Source organism: Janibacter sp. GS2, assembly GCF_051200835.1.
GTDB lineage: Bacteria > Actinomycetota > Actinomycetes > Actinomycetales > Dermatophilaceae > Janibacter.
The window spans coordinates 2,151,738-2,170,944 of the sequence record NZ_CP195161.1 but is presented as its reverse complement, the minus strand read 5'-3'; the positions used below and the strand labels follow the sequence as shown (position 1 = coordinate 2,170,944).

Annotated in this window: 17 protein-coding genes; 9 read left to right on the top strand and 8 right to left on the bottom strand. The window is 71.6% G+C overall.

The features are described from left to right. Positions 1–1,167, bottom strand: a complete 1,167-nt coding sequence (locus tag ACR9E9_RS10400) for an alpha/beta hydrolase family protein (protein ID WP_435198416.1) — start codon at positions 1,165–1,167, stop codon at positions 1–3. Between the two features lie 79 nt (positions 1,168–1,246). On the opposite strand from ACR9E9_RS10400, the gene ACR9E9_RS10395 reads away from it, so the two are divergent. Beyond that, a complete protein-coding gene (locus tag ACR9E9_RS10395; RefSeq protein WP_435203627.1) occupies positions 1,247–2,272 on the top strand; it encodes an ATP-dependent DNA ligase in 1,026 nt (341 codons plus the stop codon). Between the two features lie 9 nt (positions 2,273–2,281). Here ACR9E9_RS10395 and ACR9E9_RS10390 read toward each other — a convergent pair whose 3' ends face one another. Then, on the bottom strand, positions 2,282–3,364 hold the full coding sequence (locus tag ACR9E9_RS10390; RefSeq protein WP_435198415.1) for a DNA polymerase domain-containing protein: 1,083 nt from the start codon (positions 3,362–3,364) through the stop codon (positions 2,282–2,284). A 185-nt stretch (positions 3,365–3,549) separates the two neighbouring features. Between ACR9E9_RS10390 and thpD the strand changes: the two genes are divergently transcribed. Then, complete coding sequence (gene thpD, locus ACR9E9_RS10385; RefSeq protein ID WP_435198414.1) at positions 3,550–4,449, top strand: ectoine hydroxylase; 900 nt, start codon at positions 3,550–3,552, stop codon at positions 4,447–4,449. A gap of 86 nt (positions 4,450–4,535) precedes the next feature. Further along, positions 4,536–4,964: a peptide-methionine (R)-S-oxide reductase MsrB gene (gene msrB, locus ACR9E9_RS10380; RefSeq protein WP_435198413.1), complete on the top strand. Its 429-nt coding sequence runs from the start codon at positions 4,536–4,538 to the stop codon at positions 4,962–4,964. A 93-nt stretch (positions 4,965–5,057) separates the two neighbouring features. On the opposite strand, the gene ACR9E9_RS10375 is transcribed toward msrB, so the two are convergent. From ACR9E9_RS10375 to hemG, 3 genes are all read right to left on the bottom strand, one after another. After that, positions 5,058–5,969 carry a hypothetical protein gene (locus ACR9E9_RS10375; protein ID WP_435198412.1) on the bottom strand — a complete coding sequence of 304 codons (912 nt, stop codon included), beginning with the start codon at positions 5,967–5,969 and terminating at the stop codon, positions 5,058–5,060. A gap of 195 nt (positions 5,970–6,164) precedes the next feature. Then, positions 6,165–6,884 (bottom strand): hydrogen peroxide-dependent heme synthase, encoded by a 720-nt coding sequence (hemQ, locus tag ACR9E9_RS10370; protein ID WP_435198411.1) that lies wholly within the window; start codon positions 6,882–6,884, stop codon positions 6,165–6,167. Further along, positions 6,881–8,296 (bottom strand): protoporphyrinogen oxidase, encoded by a 1,416-nt coding sequence (gene hemG / locus ACR9E9_RS10365; RefSeq protein WP_435198410.1) that lies wholly within the window; start codon positions 8,294–8,296, stop codon positions 6,881–6,883. Before hemG ends, hemQ begins: the two co-directional genes overlap by 4 nt. A 129-nt stretch (positions 8,297–8,425) precedes the next feature. On the opposite strand from hemG, the gene ACR9E9_RS10360 reads away from it, so the two are divergent. Then, complete coding sequence (locus tag ACR9E9_RS10360; protein WP_435198409.1) at positions 8,426–9,334, top strand: DUF4349 domain-containing protein; 909 nt, start codon at positions 8,426–8,428, stop codon at positions 9,332–9,334. A 1-nt stretch (position 9,335) separates the two neighbouring features. Here ACR9E9_RS10360 and hemE read toward each other — a convergent pair whose 3' ends face one another. Continuing rightward, complete coding sequence (gene hemE / locus ACR9E9_RS10355; RefSeq protein WP_435198408.1) at positions 9,336–10,379, bottom strand: uroporphyrinogen decarboxylase; 1,044 nt, start codon at positions 10,377–10,379, stop codon at positions 9,336–9,338. Positions 10,380–10,432: 53 nt separating this feature from the next. Continuing rightward, positions 10,433–11,266 (bottom strand): DMT family transporter, encoded by an 834-nt coding sequence (locus ACR9E9_RS10350; RefSeq protein WP_435198407.1) that lies wholly within the window; start codon positions 11,264–11,266, stop codon positions 10,433–10,435. A 70-nt stretch (positions 11,267–11,336) separates the two neighbouring features. Here ACR9E9_RS10350 and ACR9E9_RS10345 point away from each other — a divergent pair, with 70 nt between their 5' ends. The 3 genes from ACR9E9_RS10345 to ACR9E9_RS10335 all read left to right on the top strand — a co-directional run bounded on the left by ACR9E9_RS10345 (position 11,337) and on the right by ACR9E9_RS10335 (position 14,787). Then, positions 11,337–11,918 carry a DUF3000 domain-containing protein gene (locus ACR9E9_RS10345; RefSeq protein ID WP_435198406.1) on the top strand — a complete coding sequence of 194 codons (582 nt, stop codon included), beginning with the start codon at positions 11,337–11,339 and terminating at the stop codon, positions 11,916–11,918. Then, positions 11,915–13,150: an HRDC domain-containing protein gene (locus ACR9E9_RS10340; protein WP_435198405.1), complete on the top strand. Its 1,236-nt coding sequence runs from the start codon at positions 11,915–11,917 to the stop codon at positions 13,148–13,150. Before ACR9E9_RS10345 ends, ACR9E9_RS10340 begins: the two co-directional genes overlap by 4 nt. Before the next feature lie 95 nt (positions 13,151–13,245). Next, positions 13,246–14,787 (top strand): helix-turn-helix domain-containing protein, encoded by a 1,542-nt coding sequence (locus ACR9E9_RS10335; protein WP_435198404.1) that lies wholly within the window; start codon positions 13,246–13,248, stop codon positions 14,785–14,787. A 71-nt stretch (positions 14,788–14,858) separates the two neighbouring features. Here the strand turns inward: ACR9E9_RS10335 and ACR9E9_RS10330 are convergent, their stop codons facing one another. Then, entirely contained in the window at positions 14,859–16,325 is a 1,467-nt protein-coding gene (locus tag ACR9E9_RS10330) for a GntP family permease (protein WP_435198403.1), read from the bottom strand. A 178-nt stretch (positions 16,326–16,503) separates the two neighbouring features. On the opposite strand from ACR9E9_RS10330, the gene ACR9E9_RS10325 reads away from it, so the two are divergent. Next, positions 16,504–17,286 (top strand): 3-hydroxybutyrate dehydrogenase, encoded by a 783-nt coding sequence (locus ACR9E9_RS10325; protein ID WP_435198402.1) that lies wholly within the window; start codon positions 16,504–16,506, stop codon positions 17,284–17,286. Between the two features lie 22 nt (positions 17,287–17,308). Then, positions 17,309–19,186 carry a helix-turn-helix domain-containing protein gene (locus ACR9E9_RS10320; protein ID WP_435198401.1) on the top strand — a complete coding sequence of 626 codons (1,878 nt, stop codon included), beginning with the start codon at positions 17,309–17,311 and terminating at the stop codon, positions 19,184–19,186. The last annotated feature ends 21 nt before the right edge of the window (positions 19,187–19,207 follow it).

The window sequence follows — 19,207 nt, the reverse complement described above, 5'->3', positions numbered from 1 at the left end:
TCAGCGCACGAAGGCGCGCACGACGGCGTCCCAGCGCCGCGGATCGACGTTCCACTCCTTGCAGTGCCGCGCCAGGGACCACGGCTCGAAGGTGATGAGGTCCGGTCGAGCCTGCGCGAGCTCCTCGCTCGGGCCCACGGGCACGAACTCGTCGTCGCGGGAGTGGATGAGCAGGATCGGGTGGTGCAGCTCGTCGGCACGCTTGACCCAGTTCGTCCGGGCCACGTCGACGCTCTCCGAGACCCCGACGAGGCGCTTGGCCCAGTGCTGACCCATGAGGGCGCTGCCGAGGTGGCCCACGGGGGCAGGTACCCGGTGCAGGTCGGCGTGGTGGCGCAGCACATCGCCCCAGTCGACGACGGGGCCGTCGAGCACCGCGCGGGAGACGAGCGAGGACAGGGGCGAGCGGTCGAGGAACTGCAGCACGATCGCGCCGCCCATCGACCAGCCGACGAGGACGATCTCCTGGGCGCCACGGGCCCGGGCGAGCCGCACCGCGTCCTCGATGTCACGCCACTCGGACATCCCGAGGTTGTAGCGCCCGTCCGGCCCCTCCGGTGCCTCACCGTCGTTGCGATAGCTCGGCACCAGGCAGGTCAGTCCCTCGGCGTGGAGCGCAGGGATGGCCCGCATCGCCTCGAGGCGACGAGCTCCCCGACCGTGGACGAGCACCGCCCAGCGCTCACCGGTGCCGTGCTCGCTCGGGACGATCCACGCCGGCATCGGCCCGAGCTGCGCCGGGACGACGACGTCCTGCGTCGGCAGGTCGAGGTCGGACTGCGGGTCGCGACCCCAGTAGTACCCGTTGAACCGGGCCGGGCCGGACCGGAGCCTCCCTTCGTCCACCCCGAGGAGCTCACGGCGCACCCGCTCACGCCGGTGGTCGACCTCGAGGACGGCACCGATGCGGGCGTGCCCGCGGCCGCCGTCGAACCACAGGCCGTACCGACCGGGCACGAGGAGGTCGGGGGTGCCGGACAGGGTGACGCTGTCGGAGTGGACCGCGTGGACGATGGTGTCGTCCGGGCGGTTCGGGTCCGGGGTGAGCACCCGACGGGCGAAGTAGGTCGCCACGCCCATCCACACCGACCCCGCGCCGAGGAGCGCCGAGCCGACCGCAACCGACCCGTACGTCAGGGTGCGCTCGGCCACGGTCCTGTTCGTCACGGTGCCATCGTCTCAAATGTCTCGGGGTGTGGGCAGAATGTGACGGGTGACACCCCTTCCCGAGATCAGCCTCGACCCCATGCTCGCCAAGGCCGTCAAGGACGTGCCCGACGCGGATGCCATCGAGGGCGGCTGGTCCTACGAGCCGAAGTGGGACGGCTTCCGGTGCATCATCGTCAAGGACGGTGACGAGGTGGAGCTCGCCAGCCGCGGCAAGAAGCCCCTGACGCGCTACTTCCCCGAGCTCGTCGCGGCCTGTCGTGAGCACCTGCCGGGCAGTGTCGTCCTCGACGGCGAGGTCGTCGTGCGCAGCGGGGGGCCCGGCGCCCAGCGCCTCGCCTGGGAGGCCCTGGGTCAGCGCATCCACCCGGCCGAGTCACGCGTCGCCAAGCTCTCCGCGGAGACACCCGCGGAGTTCATCGCCTTCGACCTCCTCGCCCTCGGCGACGAGGACGTGGCCTCCCTCCCCTTCGCCGAGCGTCGCGCACGGCTGGAGACCTACTTCGCCGACCTGACGAAGGGGTCGCCGCTGCACCTGACGAGGGTGACGCGCGACGCGCAGGAGGCGAGGGACTGGTTCACCCGGTTCGAGGGTGCCGGCCTGGACGGGGTGGTCGCGAAGGCGCTGGCCTCGCCCTACACCCCGGGCAAGCGGACCATGCTGAAGATCAAGCACAAGCGCACGGCCGAGGCCGTCGTCACCGGGTACCGGGTGCACAAGTCCGGTCGCGGGATCGGCTCCCTCCTGCTCGGCCTGCACCACGACGGCCGCCTGGTCAACGTCGGCGGGATCGCCGCCTTCACCGCGCAGCGTCGCCTCGAGCTCATCGACGAGCTCGAGCCGCTCGTGCTCCGGGACGCCGAGGGCAACGTCGAGCACGCGGAGACCGACCGCTCCCGCTTCTCCTCGGCCAAGGACGTCTCCTTCGTCCCCCTGCGCCCCGAGCGGGTCGTCGAGGTCTCCTTCGACCAGCTCGAGGGGCACCGCTTCCGGCACACCGTGCAGTTCCTGCGGTGGCGCCCGGACCGCGACCCGCAGTCGTGCACGCTGGACCAGATCGACCGCGCCCCCGCCTACGACCTCGGTGAGGTGCTGGCGGACTGACGACGAGGGCTACCCCTCGACCCGGTTGCCGTCCTCGTCCCAGTGCTCGGCGACCTTCTTGCTCGGCTGCACGCGCGGCGGCTCGCCGGGCATCTTCGGGTAGTCCGGCGGGAAGTTCAGCTCGCCCCCGGGCAGGGTCTCCCACAGCTGCAGCAGCGGCTCGAGCGAGTAGGCGCGCGCGTCGATGTCGGCCCACGGGTCGCCCTCGGCGAGGTGGTCCAGCACGGTGGTGAGGTTGTGCTCGGCCGGGTCGGTGACCTCGGCGATCTGCTCCCACGTCATCGGCGTGCTCACCGGTGCACCCGGGCGCGCACGCAGGCTCCAGGCACCGGCGATCGTGCGGTCGCGGTTGTTCTGGTTGACGTCGATGAAGATCCGCTCGCCGCGCTCCTCCTTCCACCAAGCCGTCGTCACCCCGTCGTCGCGGCGTTCCAGCTCGCGGCCGAAGCCGATCGCCGCGTGCCTCAGCTCCTCGAAGGACCACCGCGGCTCGACGCGGACGTACACGTGGATGCCCCGGTTGCCGCTCGTCTTCGGGTAGCCGCGCAGCCCCAGCTCCTCGAGCAGGTCACGCGCACCGGCCGCCACGCGCTGCGTGTCGGCGAAGGTCGTGCCCGGCTGGGGGTCGAGGTCGATCCGCAGCTCGTCGGGGTGGTCGACCTCGGGCCGGCGCACCGGCCACGGGTGGAAGGTCAGCGTCCCCATCTGCGCCGCCCACACGAGGGCCGCCGGCTCGCTCGGGCACAGCTCCTGCGCCGTGCGCCCGCTGGGGAAGGTGATCTCCACCGTCTCGATGTACTCGGGAGCACCCCGCGGCAGCCGCTTCTGGTAGAAGCCGTCGGCACCCGAGTCCTTGGGCCCGACCGCGAGGCGCATGCCCTCACGCCACCCGTCGGGCCAGCGCTCCATCGCCGTGGGCCGGTCACCGATGGTGCGCATCATCGTCTCGCCCACGGCGGCGACGTACTCGCACACCTCGAGCTTCGAGATCGCCGGCGTCCGCTCGGTCGCCTCGTAGATCACCCGGTCCGGGCTCGAGACACGCACCTCCCGGTCGCCGGCAGTGACCATCGCGGCGGGAGTCTTGGCCATGCGGTCAGCCTAGGGCCACCCCCGGGCGAAGGGGGCGGCGTCGCCCCCTTCGTCCCGCGGCCGGTGGTTGATTCCCGCGGCGGGAATTTGGCAACCTGCGAAGAGGGGGCGTGCCCCCCTTCGTTGACAACACCACAGCACCACCACCGGCCCCCGATGTGCCGGATCGAGCGAAAGGGATCTGTGTGACCACCGGAACTCACACCGCTACTCGAGCGATCGATGTCTACCGCACCCGACTGGCCCGTCGCAGCCAGATCGAACCCCGCTCCCACTCCGTCGTGTGGAGCCGGGAACCCCGCGGCCCGCTGACCCGGGACCAGGTCAGCCGCTACGGCGAGCGCGGGTACCACACGGCCGAGTCCGTCCTCTCCGACGCCGACATCAGCACCTGCCTGTCGGAGGTCGACGCCATCACCGACCGGCTCGGCGACGACGAGCGCGTGGTCCGGGAGCCCTCCAACGGCGAGGTGCGCTCCCTCTTCGCCGTCCACCGGCTCAGCGACGCGATCGCCGAGATCTGCGCCCGTGAGGAGGTCGCCGGTGTGGCCCGGCAGGTCCTCGGGGACGACGTCTACATCCACCAGAGCCGGATGAATCTCAAGCCGGGGTTCGCGGGTGGCCCCTTCTACTGGCACAGCGACTTCGAGACGTGGCACGCCGAGGACGGGATGCCGACCCCGCGCGCCCTGAGCGTCTCGCTCTCGCTGACCCCGAACTACGCGACCAATGGCGCGCTGATGATCATCCCCGGCTCGCACCGGTACTTCGTCAGCTGTGTCGGCGAGACCCCGGACGCCTACCACCAGGAGTCCCTGACCTCCTACCGTCCGCCCGTCGGCACCCCCGAGGAGGAGGACGTCGCGGCGCTCTCGGACGAGCACGGCATCGACATGATCACCGGGCCCGCGGGATCAGCGCTGTACTTCGACTCCAACTGCATGCACGCGTCCGCCGGCAACATCTCTCCGGACCCGCGCAGCAACCTCTTCGTCGTCTTCAACGCCGTGTCCAACCGGGTGCTGGAGCCCTTCGCGGCCCCGGCCCCGCGGCCCGACCACCTGGCCCACCGGGACGCCGTCTGAGCGGCCCGTCCCCTCGCGCGCCGGCCCGGATGATCTGCGGGGGTCGCGGCGTTGCATCATGGAGACACCGACCAGAGGAGACTTCGATGATGGAGCCCAGCGACCGCACCTACGCAGTGGACAAGACCGACGAGCAGTGGCGCGCCGAGCTGTCCCCCGACGAGTACTCCGTGCTGCGTGCGGCGGGGACCGAGCGCCCCTACACCGGCGAGTACACCGACGCCAAGACCGAGGGCGTCTACGCCTGCCGCGCCTGCGGGTCCGAGCTGTTCACGTCCGACACGAAGTTCGAGAGCCACTGCGGGTGGCCGAGCTTCTACACCCCGCTCGCCGAGGACCGGGTCGAGTACATCAAGGACGACTCGCTGCCCGGCCGCGCCCGCATCGAGGTCCGCTGCGCCAACTGCGGCAGCCACATGGGCCACGTCTTCGAGGGCGAGGGCTATGAGACCCCGACCGACCAGCGCTACTGCATCAACTCGATCTCGATGACGCTGCGCCCCGCCGAGGGCTGAGCCGGTCCCCCAAGTTTCTCGGGTGACCCGATAAACCTCGCCTTCGCAAGGGTTTCTTACTCTTGCGAAGGCGAGGTTTGTCTTGTTGAGCAGTCAGGCGGCGACTGCGAGCGCTCCCCGAACGGCCCGGATGATCCGCTCCGGGTGGAACAGGTCGGCCCAGGTCACCCGCACCACCACGTAGCCCAGGGCGCGGATGCGGTCCTCGCGCTGCTTCTCCCGGAAGAGGGCATCAGGTCCGCCCTCGGTGTACTTCACCTTGCCGTCGAACTCGACCAGCACCCGCGTGCCCTCGACGCCCAGGTCCGCGCGGGCGAAGACCTCGCCGTGGCGATCGACGATCGGCACCTGCGAGTCGATGCCCCACCCCGCCCCGCGCAGGATGACCCTGGTGACGCTCTCCCCCAGCGACTCCGACCGTCCGTCCGACCAGGCCAGAGCGCACCGGGCGCGCGATGAGTGGGGCCAGCCACTGACCCGCTCGTACCCCGCGGCCAGCACCTCACGCTCGGTCGCGCCGACGTGGAGGGCCGCGTCGATCGAGGCGACTCCGGCAGGGATGCCGTGGTCCATCGTCATCTGGAGCAGTGCCGGGGCCAGGGGCACGGCCGGCCCCCAGTCGGTGTCGACCGGCTCGTCCCGAAGGGGGCGGATGCGCAGCTGCGTGGTCCCGGCCTCGCGGGTGATCGGCCGGGCGATGTCGGCACGGACGACGGGAACCTCGAAGAGCGGGATCCCGTGCGCGGCCACCGCCGTGGCGCTGGTGAGCACGGCGTCCTCGTAGACGCGCAGTGCCGCACGGGCGAGGAGGCGGCGCTGCTCCCCCTTCGTCCACGGACCCGGCGAGGTGTACGCGCCGCGACAGAGCCGGGCGATCCGCCCACGGCGCAGGGCGCCGATGAGCACCTCGTCGCGCACCCCGGCCCGCAGTGCGTCCTGACGGGTGAAGATGGCGTCGGGCAGGGCGAGCAGGTCGGTGAAGAGGTCGGCCGGGACGTCGATCATCCGACCACGGTGCTCCGGCCGCGGCCCCTCGTGGCGCGCCGTCCTCGGGGTGGGGACGGCCTCCCCTTCGCCTCGGTCGTTGTGGATCACCCCACCCGGGCGATGCTCAGCAAGAGAAACCTCGCCTTCGCAAGAGTAAGAAACCCTTGCGAAGGTGAGGAATATCGGGTCACCCGAGAATCTGGAGGCGAAGGGTCAGCGCAGGCCACCCACGAGCGCCTCGACGCTCACCCGCGGGCCGGTGAAGAAGGGGACCTCCTCGCGTACGTGCAGGCGCGCCTTGGAGGCACGCAGCTCACGCATGAGGTCGACGATGCGGTGCAGCTCGTCGGCCTCGAAGGCGAGGATCCACTCGTAGTCCCCCAGGGCGAAGGCAGGGATGGTGTTGGCACGCACGTCCGGGAAGTCGCGCGCCATGCCACCGTGCTCGGCGAGCATGAAGCGGCGCTCCTTCTCGTCGAGGACGTACCAGTCGTAGGAGCGCACGAAGGGGTAGACGCACACGTAGTCGCGCGGCTCCTCACCGGCGAGGAAGGCCGGGATGTGGCTGCGGTTGAACTCCGCCTGGCGGTGCACGGCCGCGTTGGACCACACCGGCTCGAGGTGGGCACCCAGGCCCGTGCGCAGGAAGCTCTTGTAGGCGTCCTGGAGCTGCTCGATCTCGTCGGCGTGCCACCAGATGAGCAGGTCGGCGTCGGCGCGCAGACCACCGACGTCGTAGACGCCGCGGATGCGCACGCCCGACTCGGTGAGGTCGGCGAAGAGTGCCTCGACCTCCTGCACGAGCCCGTCGCGTGCCTCGTCACCGAGCGGCGTCACGAGCGCGAAGGCGGAGAACATCGCGTAGTGGACGCTCGAGTTGATCGCCTCCAGCTGCTCGCGGGAGGGCTTGGCGGGGACGGGCCGGGTGCTCATCGGTGCTCCTGTCGGGGGATGGACGAAGGGGGAAGTGCCTGCAGGGTCGTGGTCGCAGCACGGGCGGCGCCATCGAGGACGGCCGCGACACCCACACCGTCGTAGGCGGCGCCGGCGAGCTCGAGGCCGGGGAGTCCGGCGACGTCGTCCCGGGCGGCGGCGACCCTGTCAGTGTGCCCGAGGTCGTACTGCGGCAGGCCCCCGCCCCAGCGCCGCACGTGGCTGTCGACGGGCGTGGGCAGCGTGGCGCCGAGCGCCTCGCCCACCTCGGCGAGGGCCGTCGCGAGCAGCTCGGCGTCCTCGCGCTGGAGGGTGGCCACCTCGCCGGCGCGCCCGATCGAGGCGCGCAGGAGCGTCACATCCGGCGAGTCGGCGTCGACCCAGGCCCATTTCGCCGCGGAGAAAGTGGCGGCCTTGATCGTGCGGCGATCCACCGCCGGGACGAGGAAGCCGCTGCCCGGCAGCGAGCCGACCTGCGCCGTCGGCAGGGCGAGGGTGATCACGGCCATCGAGGCGTACTCGATCCCGGCGAGCGCGAGGGCCGCCCGGGGTGCGTGGTCGGTGAGCAGTCGGGCGGTCGGTGCCGCCGGGGTGGCGAGGACGACCGCGTCGGCATCGTGGGCCACGGGGTCGATGGTCGGTCCGGTGACCACCCGCCAGCCCTCCGGGGTGCGGTGCAGCTCCCGGACGAGCGATGAGCCGGAGACGACGCCACCAGCGGCGACGATGCGCTCGCTCAGCGCCCGGACCAGACGGTTGATCCCCCCGACGAGTCCCATGACCCGGGGAGCCGGGTGCGCTGCGGGAGCGGGCAGGAGCGAGCCGACCGCCTCCGGCATCGAGCGCCCCTCGCGCATCGCGGCGCAGAGCCGGGGCATCGTCGCGGGCAACGACAGCGCGTCCACGCGCCCCGCGTACACCCCGCCGAGCAGCGGCTCGACGACCCGGTCCACGACCGCTCGCCCGTACACCGCGCCCACGGCCTCCGCGACGGTGACGTCCTGCCCGTCCAGGGCGAAGGGGGCGGGGCGGCCTGCCCGGCCCGCCTCCCCGTCGTCGAGGAGACCGCTCAGGTCGGTCTGCGAGGAGGGGATGCCCATGAAGGTGCGGGCGGGCACCGGGTGCCGGGCGCCGCGGGACCAGATCGTCGCGGGGACCGGTTCGGGGTGGACGAGGTCACCCGCGAGCCCGAGCTGCGTGATCAGCGCGCGTGCGGTGGCGCTGCTCGCGACGACGGACTCCGCGCCGACGTCGACGGTGACCCCGCCGACCGCCTCACCGCGGATCTTGCCGCCGGGGCGGTCACCTCCGTCGAGGACGAGGACGTCCAGGTCGGGTCGGGCGGCGAGGAGGTGGTGCGCGGTGGTCAGACCGGCGATGCCACCACCGACGACGATCACTCGAGGACCCATGTCCCCCACTCTCCCACCGCTCGTGACCGGGCCGTGACGCGACCCGGTGGAACCAGCAGGGCGCCGACCCCGTCGAAGCACTCGACGGACACCGGGAGGGACCCGGGCACACGACGTCAGGGGATCATCATGAAGCAGACCGTGCAGCGACTCGCGGTCCTCGCCGCCCTCGGTGCTCTGGCCATGGCCGGCTGCACCTCCCCGGAGGACTCCGGCGGCGACCGGGCCGGCTCCTCACGACCCACCGGCGCCGACTCCGACGCACCGGCGCAGAGGGGCGAGTCCGCGGACCCGGAGCAGGCCTCCGGCACGGACTCGGAGCAGACCTCCGGCACGGACCCGGCAGGGACGCACATCGCGCGCACCGCCGGGCTGAGGATCACCGTCGCGGACGTCGAGGAGGCGAGCGCCACCGTCCGCTCGACCGCGAGCGGTGCCGGCGGCTACGTCTCGTCCGAGGAGACGCGCGTCGCCGACGAGGACGAGTCCACGACCGAGGGCTCCTGGGCGGAGATCGTCGTCACCGTGCCCGTCGCGGACCTCGAGCCGACGATGGCGACGCTCTCGAGGGTCGGGACGGTCACGCAGCGCACGAGCGACGCCACGGACCTGTCGCAGCAGTACACCGACACCCGGGCCCGGGTCAGCTCGATGAAGAAGTCCATCGCGCGCCTGCGCGCACTCATCGACGAGGCCGAGGACCTCGAGCAGGTCGTCGACCTCGAGAACGAGCTCGCGACGCGTGAGGCGGATCTGGAGTCGAAGGTCAGTCAGCAGAAGTCCCTCGAGAAGCGCACGACGACCGCCCCGATCACCGTGCGCCTCGCAACTGCCGACACCTCGGGCGACACCGACACGGGCGCCGAGACCGGATTCCTCGCCGGTCTGCAGCAGGGCTGGAGCGGCTTCACCGGCGCCCTCACGCTCGCGCTGACGGCCCTCGGCGCGGTCACTCCCTTCGTCCTGACGTCCGTGGTGGTGCTCGGACCGACCCTCTGGTGGCTGCGCCGCCGGGCCGCCCGGACCCACGCGGGGTGACTCAGCGCGCGCTGACCTCGTGCACCAGCTCGACCACGCGGGTGAGGACCACGGGGTCGGTGTCCGGCAGGACACCGTGACCGAGGTTGAAGATGTGGCCGGGTGCGGCGCGCCCCTCCGCGAGGATGCGCCGCACCTGCGCCTCGACGACATCCCACGGGGCGAAGAGCAGCGCCGGGTCGAGGTTGCCCTGGACCGGCTGGTCCCCCCCGATGCGCTCGATGGCATCGGCGAGGTTGACGCGGTAGTCGACGCCGACGACCTCGGTGCCGGCCCCGGCCATGTCGGTGAGCAGTTCGCCCGTCCCGACCCCGAAGTGGATGCGCGGGACGCCGGTGGCGGCGAGCGCGGCGAGCGTCGCGCGGCTGTGCGGCAGGACGTGCGTGCGGTAGTCGGCGCGCGAGAGGAAACCGGCCCAGGAGTCGAAGAGCTGGACCGCGCTCGCCCCGGCCTCGACCTGGACCTGGAGGAAGGCCGCCGAGATCTGGGAGAGCCGGGCGCACAGCTCGTTCCACAGCTGCGGGTCGCCGTGCATGAGGGCCTTGGTCTGCTCGTGGTTCTTGCTCGGTCCGCCCTCGATGAGGTACGAGGCGAGGGTGAAGGGAGCACCGGCGAAGCCGACGAGCGGGACCGACCCCAGCTCGAGGACGACCCGATGGACCGACTCGGCGATGTCGGGGACCATGTCCGCGGTGAGCTCGGGGATCCGGTCGAGGTCCTCACGTGAGCGGAAGGGGACGTCGAGGACGGGCCCGACGCCGGGCTCGATGTCGATGTCCACACCGACCGCCTGGAGCGGTACGACGATGTCGGAGAAGAAGACGGCTGCGTCGACGCCGTGGCGCCGGACGGGCTGCAGGGTGATCTCGGTGACGAGGTCGGGTGTCCGGCAGGCCTCGAGCATGTCGGTGCCGCGCCGGATCTCGCGGTACTCGGGCAGGGACCGTCCGGCCTGGCGCATGAACCACACGGGGGTGTGCGGGACGGACTCTCCCCGGGCCGCGCGGACCAGTGGGCTGTCGGAGGGCGATGCTGCAGTGGTCACGGCCCCGATCCTCGCACGGCCGGCGGGGGGAGCGGCCACCCGGGCGAAGGGGGTCAGGCCGCCACGAGGGCGATGCCGGCGAGTGCGGCGAGGACCCCCAGCACCTGGACGGGGCGCAGCCGTTCCTTGAGCACCAGCCAGGCGAGCAGGATCGTCGTCACCGGGTAGAGCGAGGCGAGGACACCGGCGATGCTCAGGTGACCACGTGTCGTGGCGAGGCTGAAGAGCGCAGTGGCCCCGAGGTCGGCGACGCCGACGAGGACGATCCCCGGGACGAGCCGGCGCGGGAGCCGCCAGGTCGACGTCAGCACGAGGGAGATCAGGACGAAGGCGCCGACCGAGGCCACCCGCATCGACCAGAGCGTGTGCATGCCGGAGATGCGGCTGCCGAGGTCGACGCAGACCATGGCCGTGCCCAGGCCGAGGGCCGCGAGGACCGCGTAGAGGATCGAGCGGCGGTCACCCCCTTCGTCCTCGTCGCCGATCTCGGGGCCGCTGGCGAGGACGCCGCCGATGATCGCCAGGACGATCCCGGCGGCGAGGAGCAGGGTCACCGGGTCACCGCGGACGAGGCCGACCGTCACCGGGACGAGCACGCCGAGGCCGGCGATCGGGGTGACGATGCCCATCCGACCGCGGGCCAGGCCCGTGTAGAGCGCGAGGAGTCCGCCACCCTCGGCGATGCCGCCCACCGTGCCCCACAGCCACCACTGGCCCGGCGGGAGCGGCAGGCCCACGACGAGGACGACGAGGGAGATCGCGACGAGGGAGACGACCTGGGAGCAGGTGACGACGGTCCGCGCCGGGAGCCGCCCGGAGAGCAGACCGGCGACGAAGTCGGAGGCTCCCCAGGTCACGGAGGCCGCGAGGGCGAGGGCGATCGTCACGTCGGCAACCGTACGGCTCCCCCGGCGTGGCCTCCCGGCCGGACCCACCCCTCCGATCTACTCTCGCAGGGTGGCATCCCGACCCATCTCCGGCGCGGAGTCGACCGATTTCGCGCACGCACTGCGCAGTGTGCACGCCGCACGCCTGCGCCCCGAGGTGCGTCTGACAGAGGTTCCCGCGCCCACCCGGCTGGCTCCCCACTCGGTCGCCATGACGGCCGACATCGTCGACACCAGCGATGACGAGGACCTGGCCACCGGACGATTCGTCCTCCTGCACGACCCGGAGGAGCCGGAGCCGTGGGGCAGCGCGTGGCGGGTGGTGACCTTCGCCCGCGCGGAGCTCGAGCCCGAGGTGGCCGGCGACCCGATGCTCAGTGCCGTCGGCTGGTCCTGGCTCACCGACGCCCTCGAGGCGCACGGGATGGTGGCGACCAACCTCGCCGGCACCGTGACGCACGTCGTGTCGGAGTCCTTCGGCGATCTCGACGACCGCGAGCAGAGCGTCGAGATGGAGATCCGGGCGTCGTGGAGCCCCGCCGACCCCGAGGTCGGTGCGCACCTGGAGGCGTGGCTCGACATGCTGGGGACCGTCGGGGGTCTGCCACCCATGCCCGAGGGCGTCGTCGCACTCCCGGGACGGCGTCGTTGAGCTCGGACACGACGAAGGGCGAGGACGAGGCCACCGAGCAGGCACCTCTTCCTGTCCTCACCGAACCCGCAGAAGGCACTCCGGCGGTCATCACCCGCGAGAGCGAGCTCGTGGACTGCGCTGCCGCCATCGCCGAGGGGTCCGGTCCGGTCGCGCTCGACGCCGAGCGCGCCTCCGGCTACCGCTACGGGCAGAGCGCCTACCTGGTGCAGGTGCGCCGCGAGGGCTCGGGCACGTGGCTCATCGACCCGGTGTACCTGCCCGACCTCGAGCCGCTGGACCGTGCGATCGGCACGGGCGAGTGGATCCTGCACGCCGCCACCCAGGACCTCGCCTGCCTGCGCGACGTGGGGCTCACCCCGCGCCAGATCTTCGACACCGAGCTCGGTGCCCGGCTGCTCGGCATCCCCCGCGTGGGGCTGGCGGCGGTGATCGAGCACTACCTCGGGATCAGCCTGGCGAAGGAGCACTCCGCCGTGGACTGGTCGACCCGCCCGCTGCCGGAGCCGTGGCTGCGCTATGCCGCCCTCGATGTCGAGGTGCTCACCGAGGTGCGCAACCTCATGGGCGCCGACCTCGCGATCCAGGGCAAGTCCGAGTGGGCCCGGCAGGAGTTCAACGCCCTGCTCACCTGGCGTCCCGCCGTCCGTGAGGACCCCTGGCGCCGTACCTCCGGGCTGCACAAGATCCGTCAGCCGCGCGTGCTCGCCACCGTGCGGGAGCTGTGGTGGGAGCGCGACCGGATCGCCCGGGACCGCGACACCGCCCCCGGCCGCGTCATCCCCGACGCCGCCCTCGTCGAGATCGCCCTCGCCGACCCGAGCGCCTCCGGCGACCTGCCGCGGGGCCACCGCTCCATCCAGCGCAGCCAGCGTGCGTGGCTCGACGCCGTGCGACGCGCCCGGAGCCTGTCCGAGGACGAGCTGCCCGCCGCGACGGTGAAGTCCGACGGACCCCCGCCGCAACGCTCGTGGCCCAACCGGGACCCGATCGCCGCCGAGCGGCTGGCCGCCACCCGGGCCCAGCTGGCGGACTTCGCCGAGGAGCACACGATCCCGGTCGAGAACGTCTGCTCCCCCGACCCGCTGCGTCGCGTCGTGTGGACCCCACCGAGCGAGGACACCCCGGAGGGCTTCGCCGCCTCCCTCGCGAGCCACGGCGTGCGTCAGTGGCAGCAGGAAATCGTCGCGCCGATGCTCGCCGAGGCCTTCGCGGCCCACCCCGACGGCTGAGGCCGACCCCCTTCGCTGCCTGCCCCGACGCGGCACCGACACGCCCACGACGACGCGTGCTGTCGGTAACTCATATATGAGTTACCGTGGTCCGCATGTCTGATGACTACCTCGCCCGTATCGGCACGACCATCAAGGAGGCCCGCCACCGCGTGGGCCTCTCCCAGGCCGACCTCGCCGCTCGACTGGAGACGAGCCAGAGCGCGGTCACCCGCATCGAGGCCGGCGGCCAGAACCTCACCCTGGACAGCCTCGCCCGGATCAGCGAGGCGCTCGACACCGAGCTCGTCGCGCTGACGCGGACCTCGACCACCGGCGCCGTCCACCTGAAGATCGAGGGTGGCCGCACCCTCTCCGGCGCCATCGACGTCAAGACGAGCAAGAACGCCGCCGTCGCGCTGCTGTGCGCCTCGCTGCTCAACAAGGGCACGACGACGCTGCGCAACCTCGCCCGCATCGAGGAGGTCAACCGCATCCTCGAGGTCCTCGACTCCATCGGTGTGAAGACCCGCTGGCTGCCGGACAGCTCCGACCTCGAGATCGTCCCGCCGGCCCGGCTGAGCCTGGACACGATGGACGAGGAGGCGGCCCGGCGCACCCGCACCGTGATCATGTTCCTCGGCCCGCTGCTCCACGAGTTCGAGAGCTTCAGCCTCCCCTACGCCGGAGGCTGCGACCTCGGCACGCGCACGGTCGAGCCGCACATGACCTCGCTGACCCACTTCGGTCTCGACGTCGCGGCGACCCAGGGCTGGTACGAGGCGACGGTCACCGGCCAGGTCGACTCCGGCAAGGCGATCATCCTCACCGAGCGCGGTGACACCGTCACCGAGAACGCCCTCATGGCCGCCGCCCGGCACCCAGGACGGACGACGATCCGCAATGCCTCGCCCAACTACATGGTCCAGGACCTGTGCTTCTTCCTCGAGAAGCTCGGCGTGAGCGTCGAGGGCATCGGCACCACGACCCTCGTCGTCACCGGCACGAGCGAGATCGACGTCGACGTCGAGTACTCCCCCAGCGAGGACCCGATCGAGGCCATGAGCCTCATCGCCGCCGCCGTGGTCACCAAGTCGGAGATCACCATCAAGCGCTGCCCGATCGAGTTCCTCGAGATCGAGCTGGCCACCCTCGCCGGCATGGGCATGCAGTACTCGCTGTCCCCGGAGTACGAGGCGCACAACGGCCGCACCCGGCTCGTCGACATCACCACCCACCCCGGACCGCTCAAGGCATCGATCGACAAGATCCACCCGATGCCCTTCCCCGGGTTGAACATCGACAACCTGCCCTTCTTCGCGCTCATCGCCGCCTGCGCCGAGGGGACCACGCAGATCCACGACTGGGTCTACGACAACCGGGCGATCTACCTCACCGAGCTGAACAAGATCGGCGGCAAGGTCACCCTCCTCGACCCGCACCGGGTCCTCGTCGAGGGCCCGAACCGCTGGCGCGCCAACGAGGTGACCTGCCCGCCGGCGCTGCGCCCGGGCGTCGTCGTCCTGCTGGCGATGCTCGCCGCCCCGGGCACCTCGTACCTGCGCAATGTCTACGTCATCCACCGTGGTTACGAGGACCTGGCCGAGCGGCTCAACGCCCTCGGCGCGAGCGTGCAGCCCTTCCGCGACATCGGCTGACCGCACGCCACGACGAAGGGAGGCCCCCACCGGATCACCGGTGGGGGCCTCCCTTCGTCCTCAGGAGTCGATCAGAAGCTGCCGAAGATCGACCCGAGCACGATGACGACGACGAGCGCCACCATGGGGACGGCGATCGCGACGACCGCGATGTCCTTGTAGGACTGGCGGTGGGTCAGCCCACAGATCGCCAGCAGCGTGATCACCGCGCCGTTGTGCGGCAGCGCGTCGAATCCGCCGGAGGCGATCGTCGTGACCCGGTGCACGAGCTCCAGATCGATCCCCTGCTGGACCGCCATCGTCTTGAACTGGTCACCCAGCGCCTCCAGGGCGATGCTCATGCCGCCGGAGGCCGAGCCGGTGATGCCGGCCAGGACGTTGACCGACAGCGCCAGCGAGATCAGGGGGTTGCCCGAGATGCTCAGGACCGCGTCCTTGACCGTCGTGAAGGCCGCGAGGGAGGCGATGACGGCGCCGTACCCCACCTCCGAGGCGGTGTTGAAGATCGGCAGCAAGGAGCCCATGGTGCCCTCGTTGACCGTCTTGGTCACGTCCTCGATCCGGCGCCAGTTCATCCCCAGCGCCAGCACGATCGAGGCGACGAGGGCGACGATGATCCCCCAGATCCCGGCCACGTCGTCGATCCCGACCTCGCCGTAGGCGTCCTGGGCGAGGTAGTCGACGTCCATCGCCGGGAAGATCCAGGTGACGAGGGTGAAGTTCAGGGTGATGACGACGAAGATCGGCAGGAAGGCCACGATCGTCGGGACCCTCGGTCGGTCCATCAGCGCCGCATCGGCCGGCGACTCCACGACCCGGGTCGGTGCCTCCGCAGCCGCGTCGTCCTTCTTCCGGCCGAGCCCGAGGAAGCCACCACGACCCTTCATCACCGGCGGGTCATAGGTCTCCCCGGCGGCGACGAGCGTCTTCGCCCGGCGGTCAAGCCAGGCGACACCGCCGAGGAACATGATGAGTCCCGCGATGATGCCCAGGCCGGGTGCGGCGAAGGCGTTGGTGCCGAAGAAGGGGGCAGGGATCGCGTTCTGGATCGCCGGGGTGCCCGGGAGCGCGGTCATGGTGAAGGTGAAGGAGCCGAGCGCGATGGCGGCCGGGATGAGCCGCTTGGGGATGCCGGACTCCTTGAAGAGCGCGGCGGCGATCGGGAAGATCGCGAAGGCGACGACGAAGAGGGAGACACCGCCGTAGGTGAGGATCCCGCAGCTGAGGACGATCGCGAGGATCGCGCGTCGCGCACCGATCTTGTCCACGATGAAGTCCGCGATCGCCTTGGCGGCCCCGCTGACATCCATGACCTTGCCGAAGATCGCTCCGAGCAGGAAGAGCGGGAAGTAGGTGATGACGTACTTCCCGAGGGCCGGCATGAAGACCTGGGTGTAGGTGGCCAGCATCGGTCCGCCGGCCATGAACGTCGCCAGCAGGGCGAGGATCGGCGCGAGGATCAGCACGTTGATGCCGCGGTAGGCCAGGTACATCAGCAGGCCCAGCGACAGGACGATGCCGACGAGTCCGATGGACATCGGTGTCTCCTAAGGGGTTCTGGGGACAGCGTCGGCCCGGAGCGCGACGCCGTTGGTGCGGTGACGATCGTTGCACCGCGCGCTGCCACGAGCGCAGTGGCGGCGCCACATGATCTTCCGGGATTGACGTGTCGACAAACCACATGCGTGGCGTTCACCGCCTCGTACCTTGCTGATCATGACGACGAACCCCGCCTCCACCCTGGTCCCCGACCTCACCGGCCGACACGCCCTCGTCACCGGCGCCGCGAGCGGGATCGGGGCAGCCTGCGCGGCCACCTTCGCCGCGGCCGGCGCACGGGTCACCGCCGTGGACCTCGACGAAGGGGGCCTGCGCTCACTCGTCGAGGGCCTCCCCGACGCCCACATCACGGCCCACCCGAAGGACCTCGCCGACCTCGACACGCTCGCCGACCTGCCCACGGACGTCGATGTCCTCGTGAACAATGCCGGCGTCCAGCACGTCAGCCCGGTGCACGAGTTCCCCGTCGAGAAGTTCGACCTCATCCAGAGGTTGATGCTCCAGTCCCCCTTCAGGCTCGTGCGCGCGGTGCTGCCGCACATGTACGAGCAGGGGTGGGGCCGGATCGTCAACGTCTCCAGCGTCCACGGGTTGCGAGCCAGCGCCTTCAAATCCGCGTACGTCTCGGCCAAGCACGGGCTCGAGGGCCTGAGCAAGGTCGTGGCGCTCGAGGGCGCCGCGCACGGCGTCACGAGCAACTGCCTCAACCCGGCCTACGTGCGCACCCCGCTCGTGGAGAAGCAGCTGGCCGACCAGGCGGCCACCCACGGCATCTCCGAGGAGGAGGTCCTCGAGGAGATCATGCTCGCCCCGGTCGCACTCAAACGACTCGTCGAGGTCGACGAGGTCGCCGCCATGGCGCTCTTCCTCTGCTCCCCCGCCGCCACGTCCATCACCGGCTCCTCCCTTCCCGTGGATTGCGGCTGGACCGCGCACTGACCCCGATGCCTAGGATCACCCCATGGCGACCGAGGACGACACCCCCCTCGATCAGGTGATCTCCCTGCTCGAGCTGCTGGCCGCCGACGCCTCGATCCCCCGGCTCGCGGCCGCGCCCGCCCCGGACGCGGCCAAGGACCTCGTCCTGCGGGTCGGGTCGGCCCGTGATGAGCACCGGCGCCGGGAGTCGGCCCAGTCAGCATTGTTGGACACCGCGCGTGAGCTCGCCTCCGAGAAGAACCCGGCCGTCGTGCTCGACGCGATCGTGCGGCGCGCGCGCACCCTCCTCGGTACCGACCTGGCCTACCTCACGCTCTACGACCCGGACGCGGGCGACACCTTCATGCGGGTCACCGACGGCTCCGTGTCCGCGGAGTTCCAGTCGCTGCGGCTCTCCCTGGGCGTCGGCCTCGGTGGCCTCGTCGCGTCCAGCCACAAGCCCTACTGGACCGCGGACTACTCCACCGACCAGCGGTTCAGCCACACGACGACGATCGACAGCGGCGTCGGCGACGAGGGCATCGTCGCCATCTGCGGCACGCCGCTCATCGTCGAGTCGAACTTCGTCGGGGTGCTCTTCGCCGCCAACCGCAGCCCCCGACCCTTCTCCCGCTCCGAGGTGGCCCTGCTGGGCAACCTCGCGGCGCTCGCCGCGGTCGCCATCGTGCAGACCCGGGCCCTCGCCGATGCACAGGCGGCGCTCTCGGCGCTGTCCACGGCCCACCAGACCGTGCGCCAGCAAGCCGTCGGCGTCGAGCGGGCCGCCGCGGCGCACGACCGTTTCGCCCACGTCGTCCTCGGGGGCGGTGGGGTCGACGACGTCACGCAGGCCCTCGTCGAGCTGCTCGGGGGTTGGGCCGTGCTCTTCGACGACGCGGGTGGGCGCCGCGGCTCCTTCGGTCCGGTGCCCTCCCCGGAGGGTGAGGACGACCACCTGCTCCAGCACCCGGTCGTCGACCGCTCCCGCCACGACGTCGGCCGGCTCGTCGAGGACGACGGGGTCCACGCCATCGGTGTCATCGCGGCGCACGAGCAGCTCGGCACCCTCGTCGTCGGCCTGCCCGGCACGCTCGAGGAAGCCGACCAGCGCACCGTCGAGCGGGCAGCGGTCGTCACCGCGCTCGTGCTGCTCTTCGAGCGGCAGGCCGACGAGACCCGCCAGACCGCACGCAACCGCATCGTCGCCGACCTCGTCGGAGCGCGCGGGAGCCGGGACGACCGCACGGGCTACCTGCGCGACGCCGGTCTCGATCCTCGCGCGCCGATCTGCCTGCTCGTCGTGCGTGGGGGCGCTGCGACGCAGCACCGGGCGCTCGCACTCACCGTGAGCACCACCCTGGGCGAGGGGACCCTCGTCGGCACCCATGACGACGAGATCATCGCCCTCGTCCCCGGCGACGACCCCGATGCCCTCGCCCGCGCCCTCGCCGAGCGACTCACCCGCACCCCGCCGATCACCGTGGGTGGTACCGGCCCGATCGGCGACGTCGACGGCCTGCCCACCGCCCACGAGGAGGCGGCGCGCACCGTCGGCGCCCTCATCGCCCTCGGTCGCGCCGGCACCGGTGCCGCGGCGACGGAGCTCGGGTTCGCGGGCCTGATCGTCGGTGCCGACCCGGACGTCCAGGCCTACGTCCGCGCGGTGCTCGGCCCGGTCCTGGCCTATGACCACGAGCGTGGGAGCGATCTCGTCGGCACCCTGGCCGCCTACTTCGCCGCGAGCTCGAGTCCGCGGCACGCGGCTCAGGAGCTCCATGTGCACGTCAACACGGTGGCGCAGCGCCTTGGACGGGTCGCTTCGCTCCTCGGCGATGACTGGCAGCACCCGGACCGTGCGCTGGAGATCCAGCTGGCCCTGCGCCTGCGCCGCCTGCTCGCCCCGCCCTTCGCATCTGCCTAGGCAAATGCGAACCCCCGGCCA

Bases quoted from the DNA above. Each gene is read 5' to 3' on its own strand.
- ACR9E9_RS10395 (WP_435203627.1), top strand. From the start codon at position 1,247: ATGCTCGCCAAGGCCGTCAAGGACGTGCCCGACGCGGATGCCATCGAG.
- ACR9E9_RS10390 (WP_435198415.1), bottom strand. From the start codon at position 3,364: ATGGCCAAGACTCCCGCCGCGATGGTCACTGCCGGCGACCGGGAGGTG.
- msrB (WP_435198413.1), top strand. From the start codon at position 4,536: ATGATGGAGCCCAGCGACCGCACCTACGCAGTGGACAAGACCGACGAG.
- ACR9E9_RS10375 (WP_435198412.1), bottom strand. From the start codon at position 5,969: ATGATCGACGTCCCGGCCGACCTCTTCACCGACCTGCTCGCCCTGCCC.
- hemQ (WP_435198411.1), bottom strand. From the start codon at position 6,884: ATGAGCACCCGGCCCGTCCCCGCCAAGCCCTCCCGCGAGCAGCTGGAG.
- hemG (WP_435198410.1), bottom strand. From the start codon at position 8,296: ATGGGTCCTCGAGTGATCGTCGTCGGTGGTGGCATCGCCGGTCTGACC.
- ACR9E9_RS10360 (WP_435198409.1), top strand. From the start codon at position 8,426: ATGAAGCAGACCGTGCAGCGACTCGCGGTCCTCGCCGCCCTCGGTGCT.
- ACR9E9_RS10335 (WP_435198404.1), top strand. From the start codon at position 13,246: ATGTCTGATGACTACCTCGCCCGTATCGGCACGACCATCAAGGAGGCC.
- ACR9E9_RS10330 (WP_435198403.1), bottom strand. From the start codon at position 16,325: ATGTCCATCGGACTCGTCGGCATCGTCCTGTCGCTGGGCCTGCTGATG.
- ACR9E9_RS10325 (WP_435198402.1), top strand. From the start codon at position 16,504: ATGACGACGAACCCCGCCTCCACCCTGGTCCCCGACCTCACCGGCCGA.
- ACR9E9_RS10320 (WP_435198401.1), top strand. From the start codon at position 17,309: ATGGCGACCGAGGACGACACCCCCCTCGATCAGGTGATCTCCCTGCTC.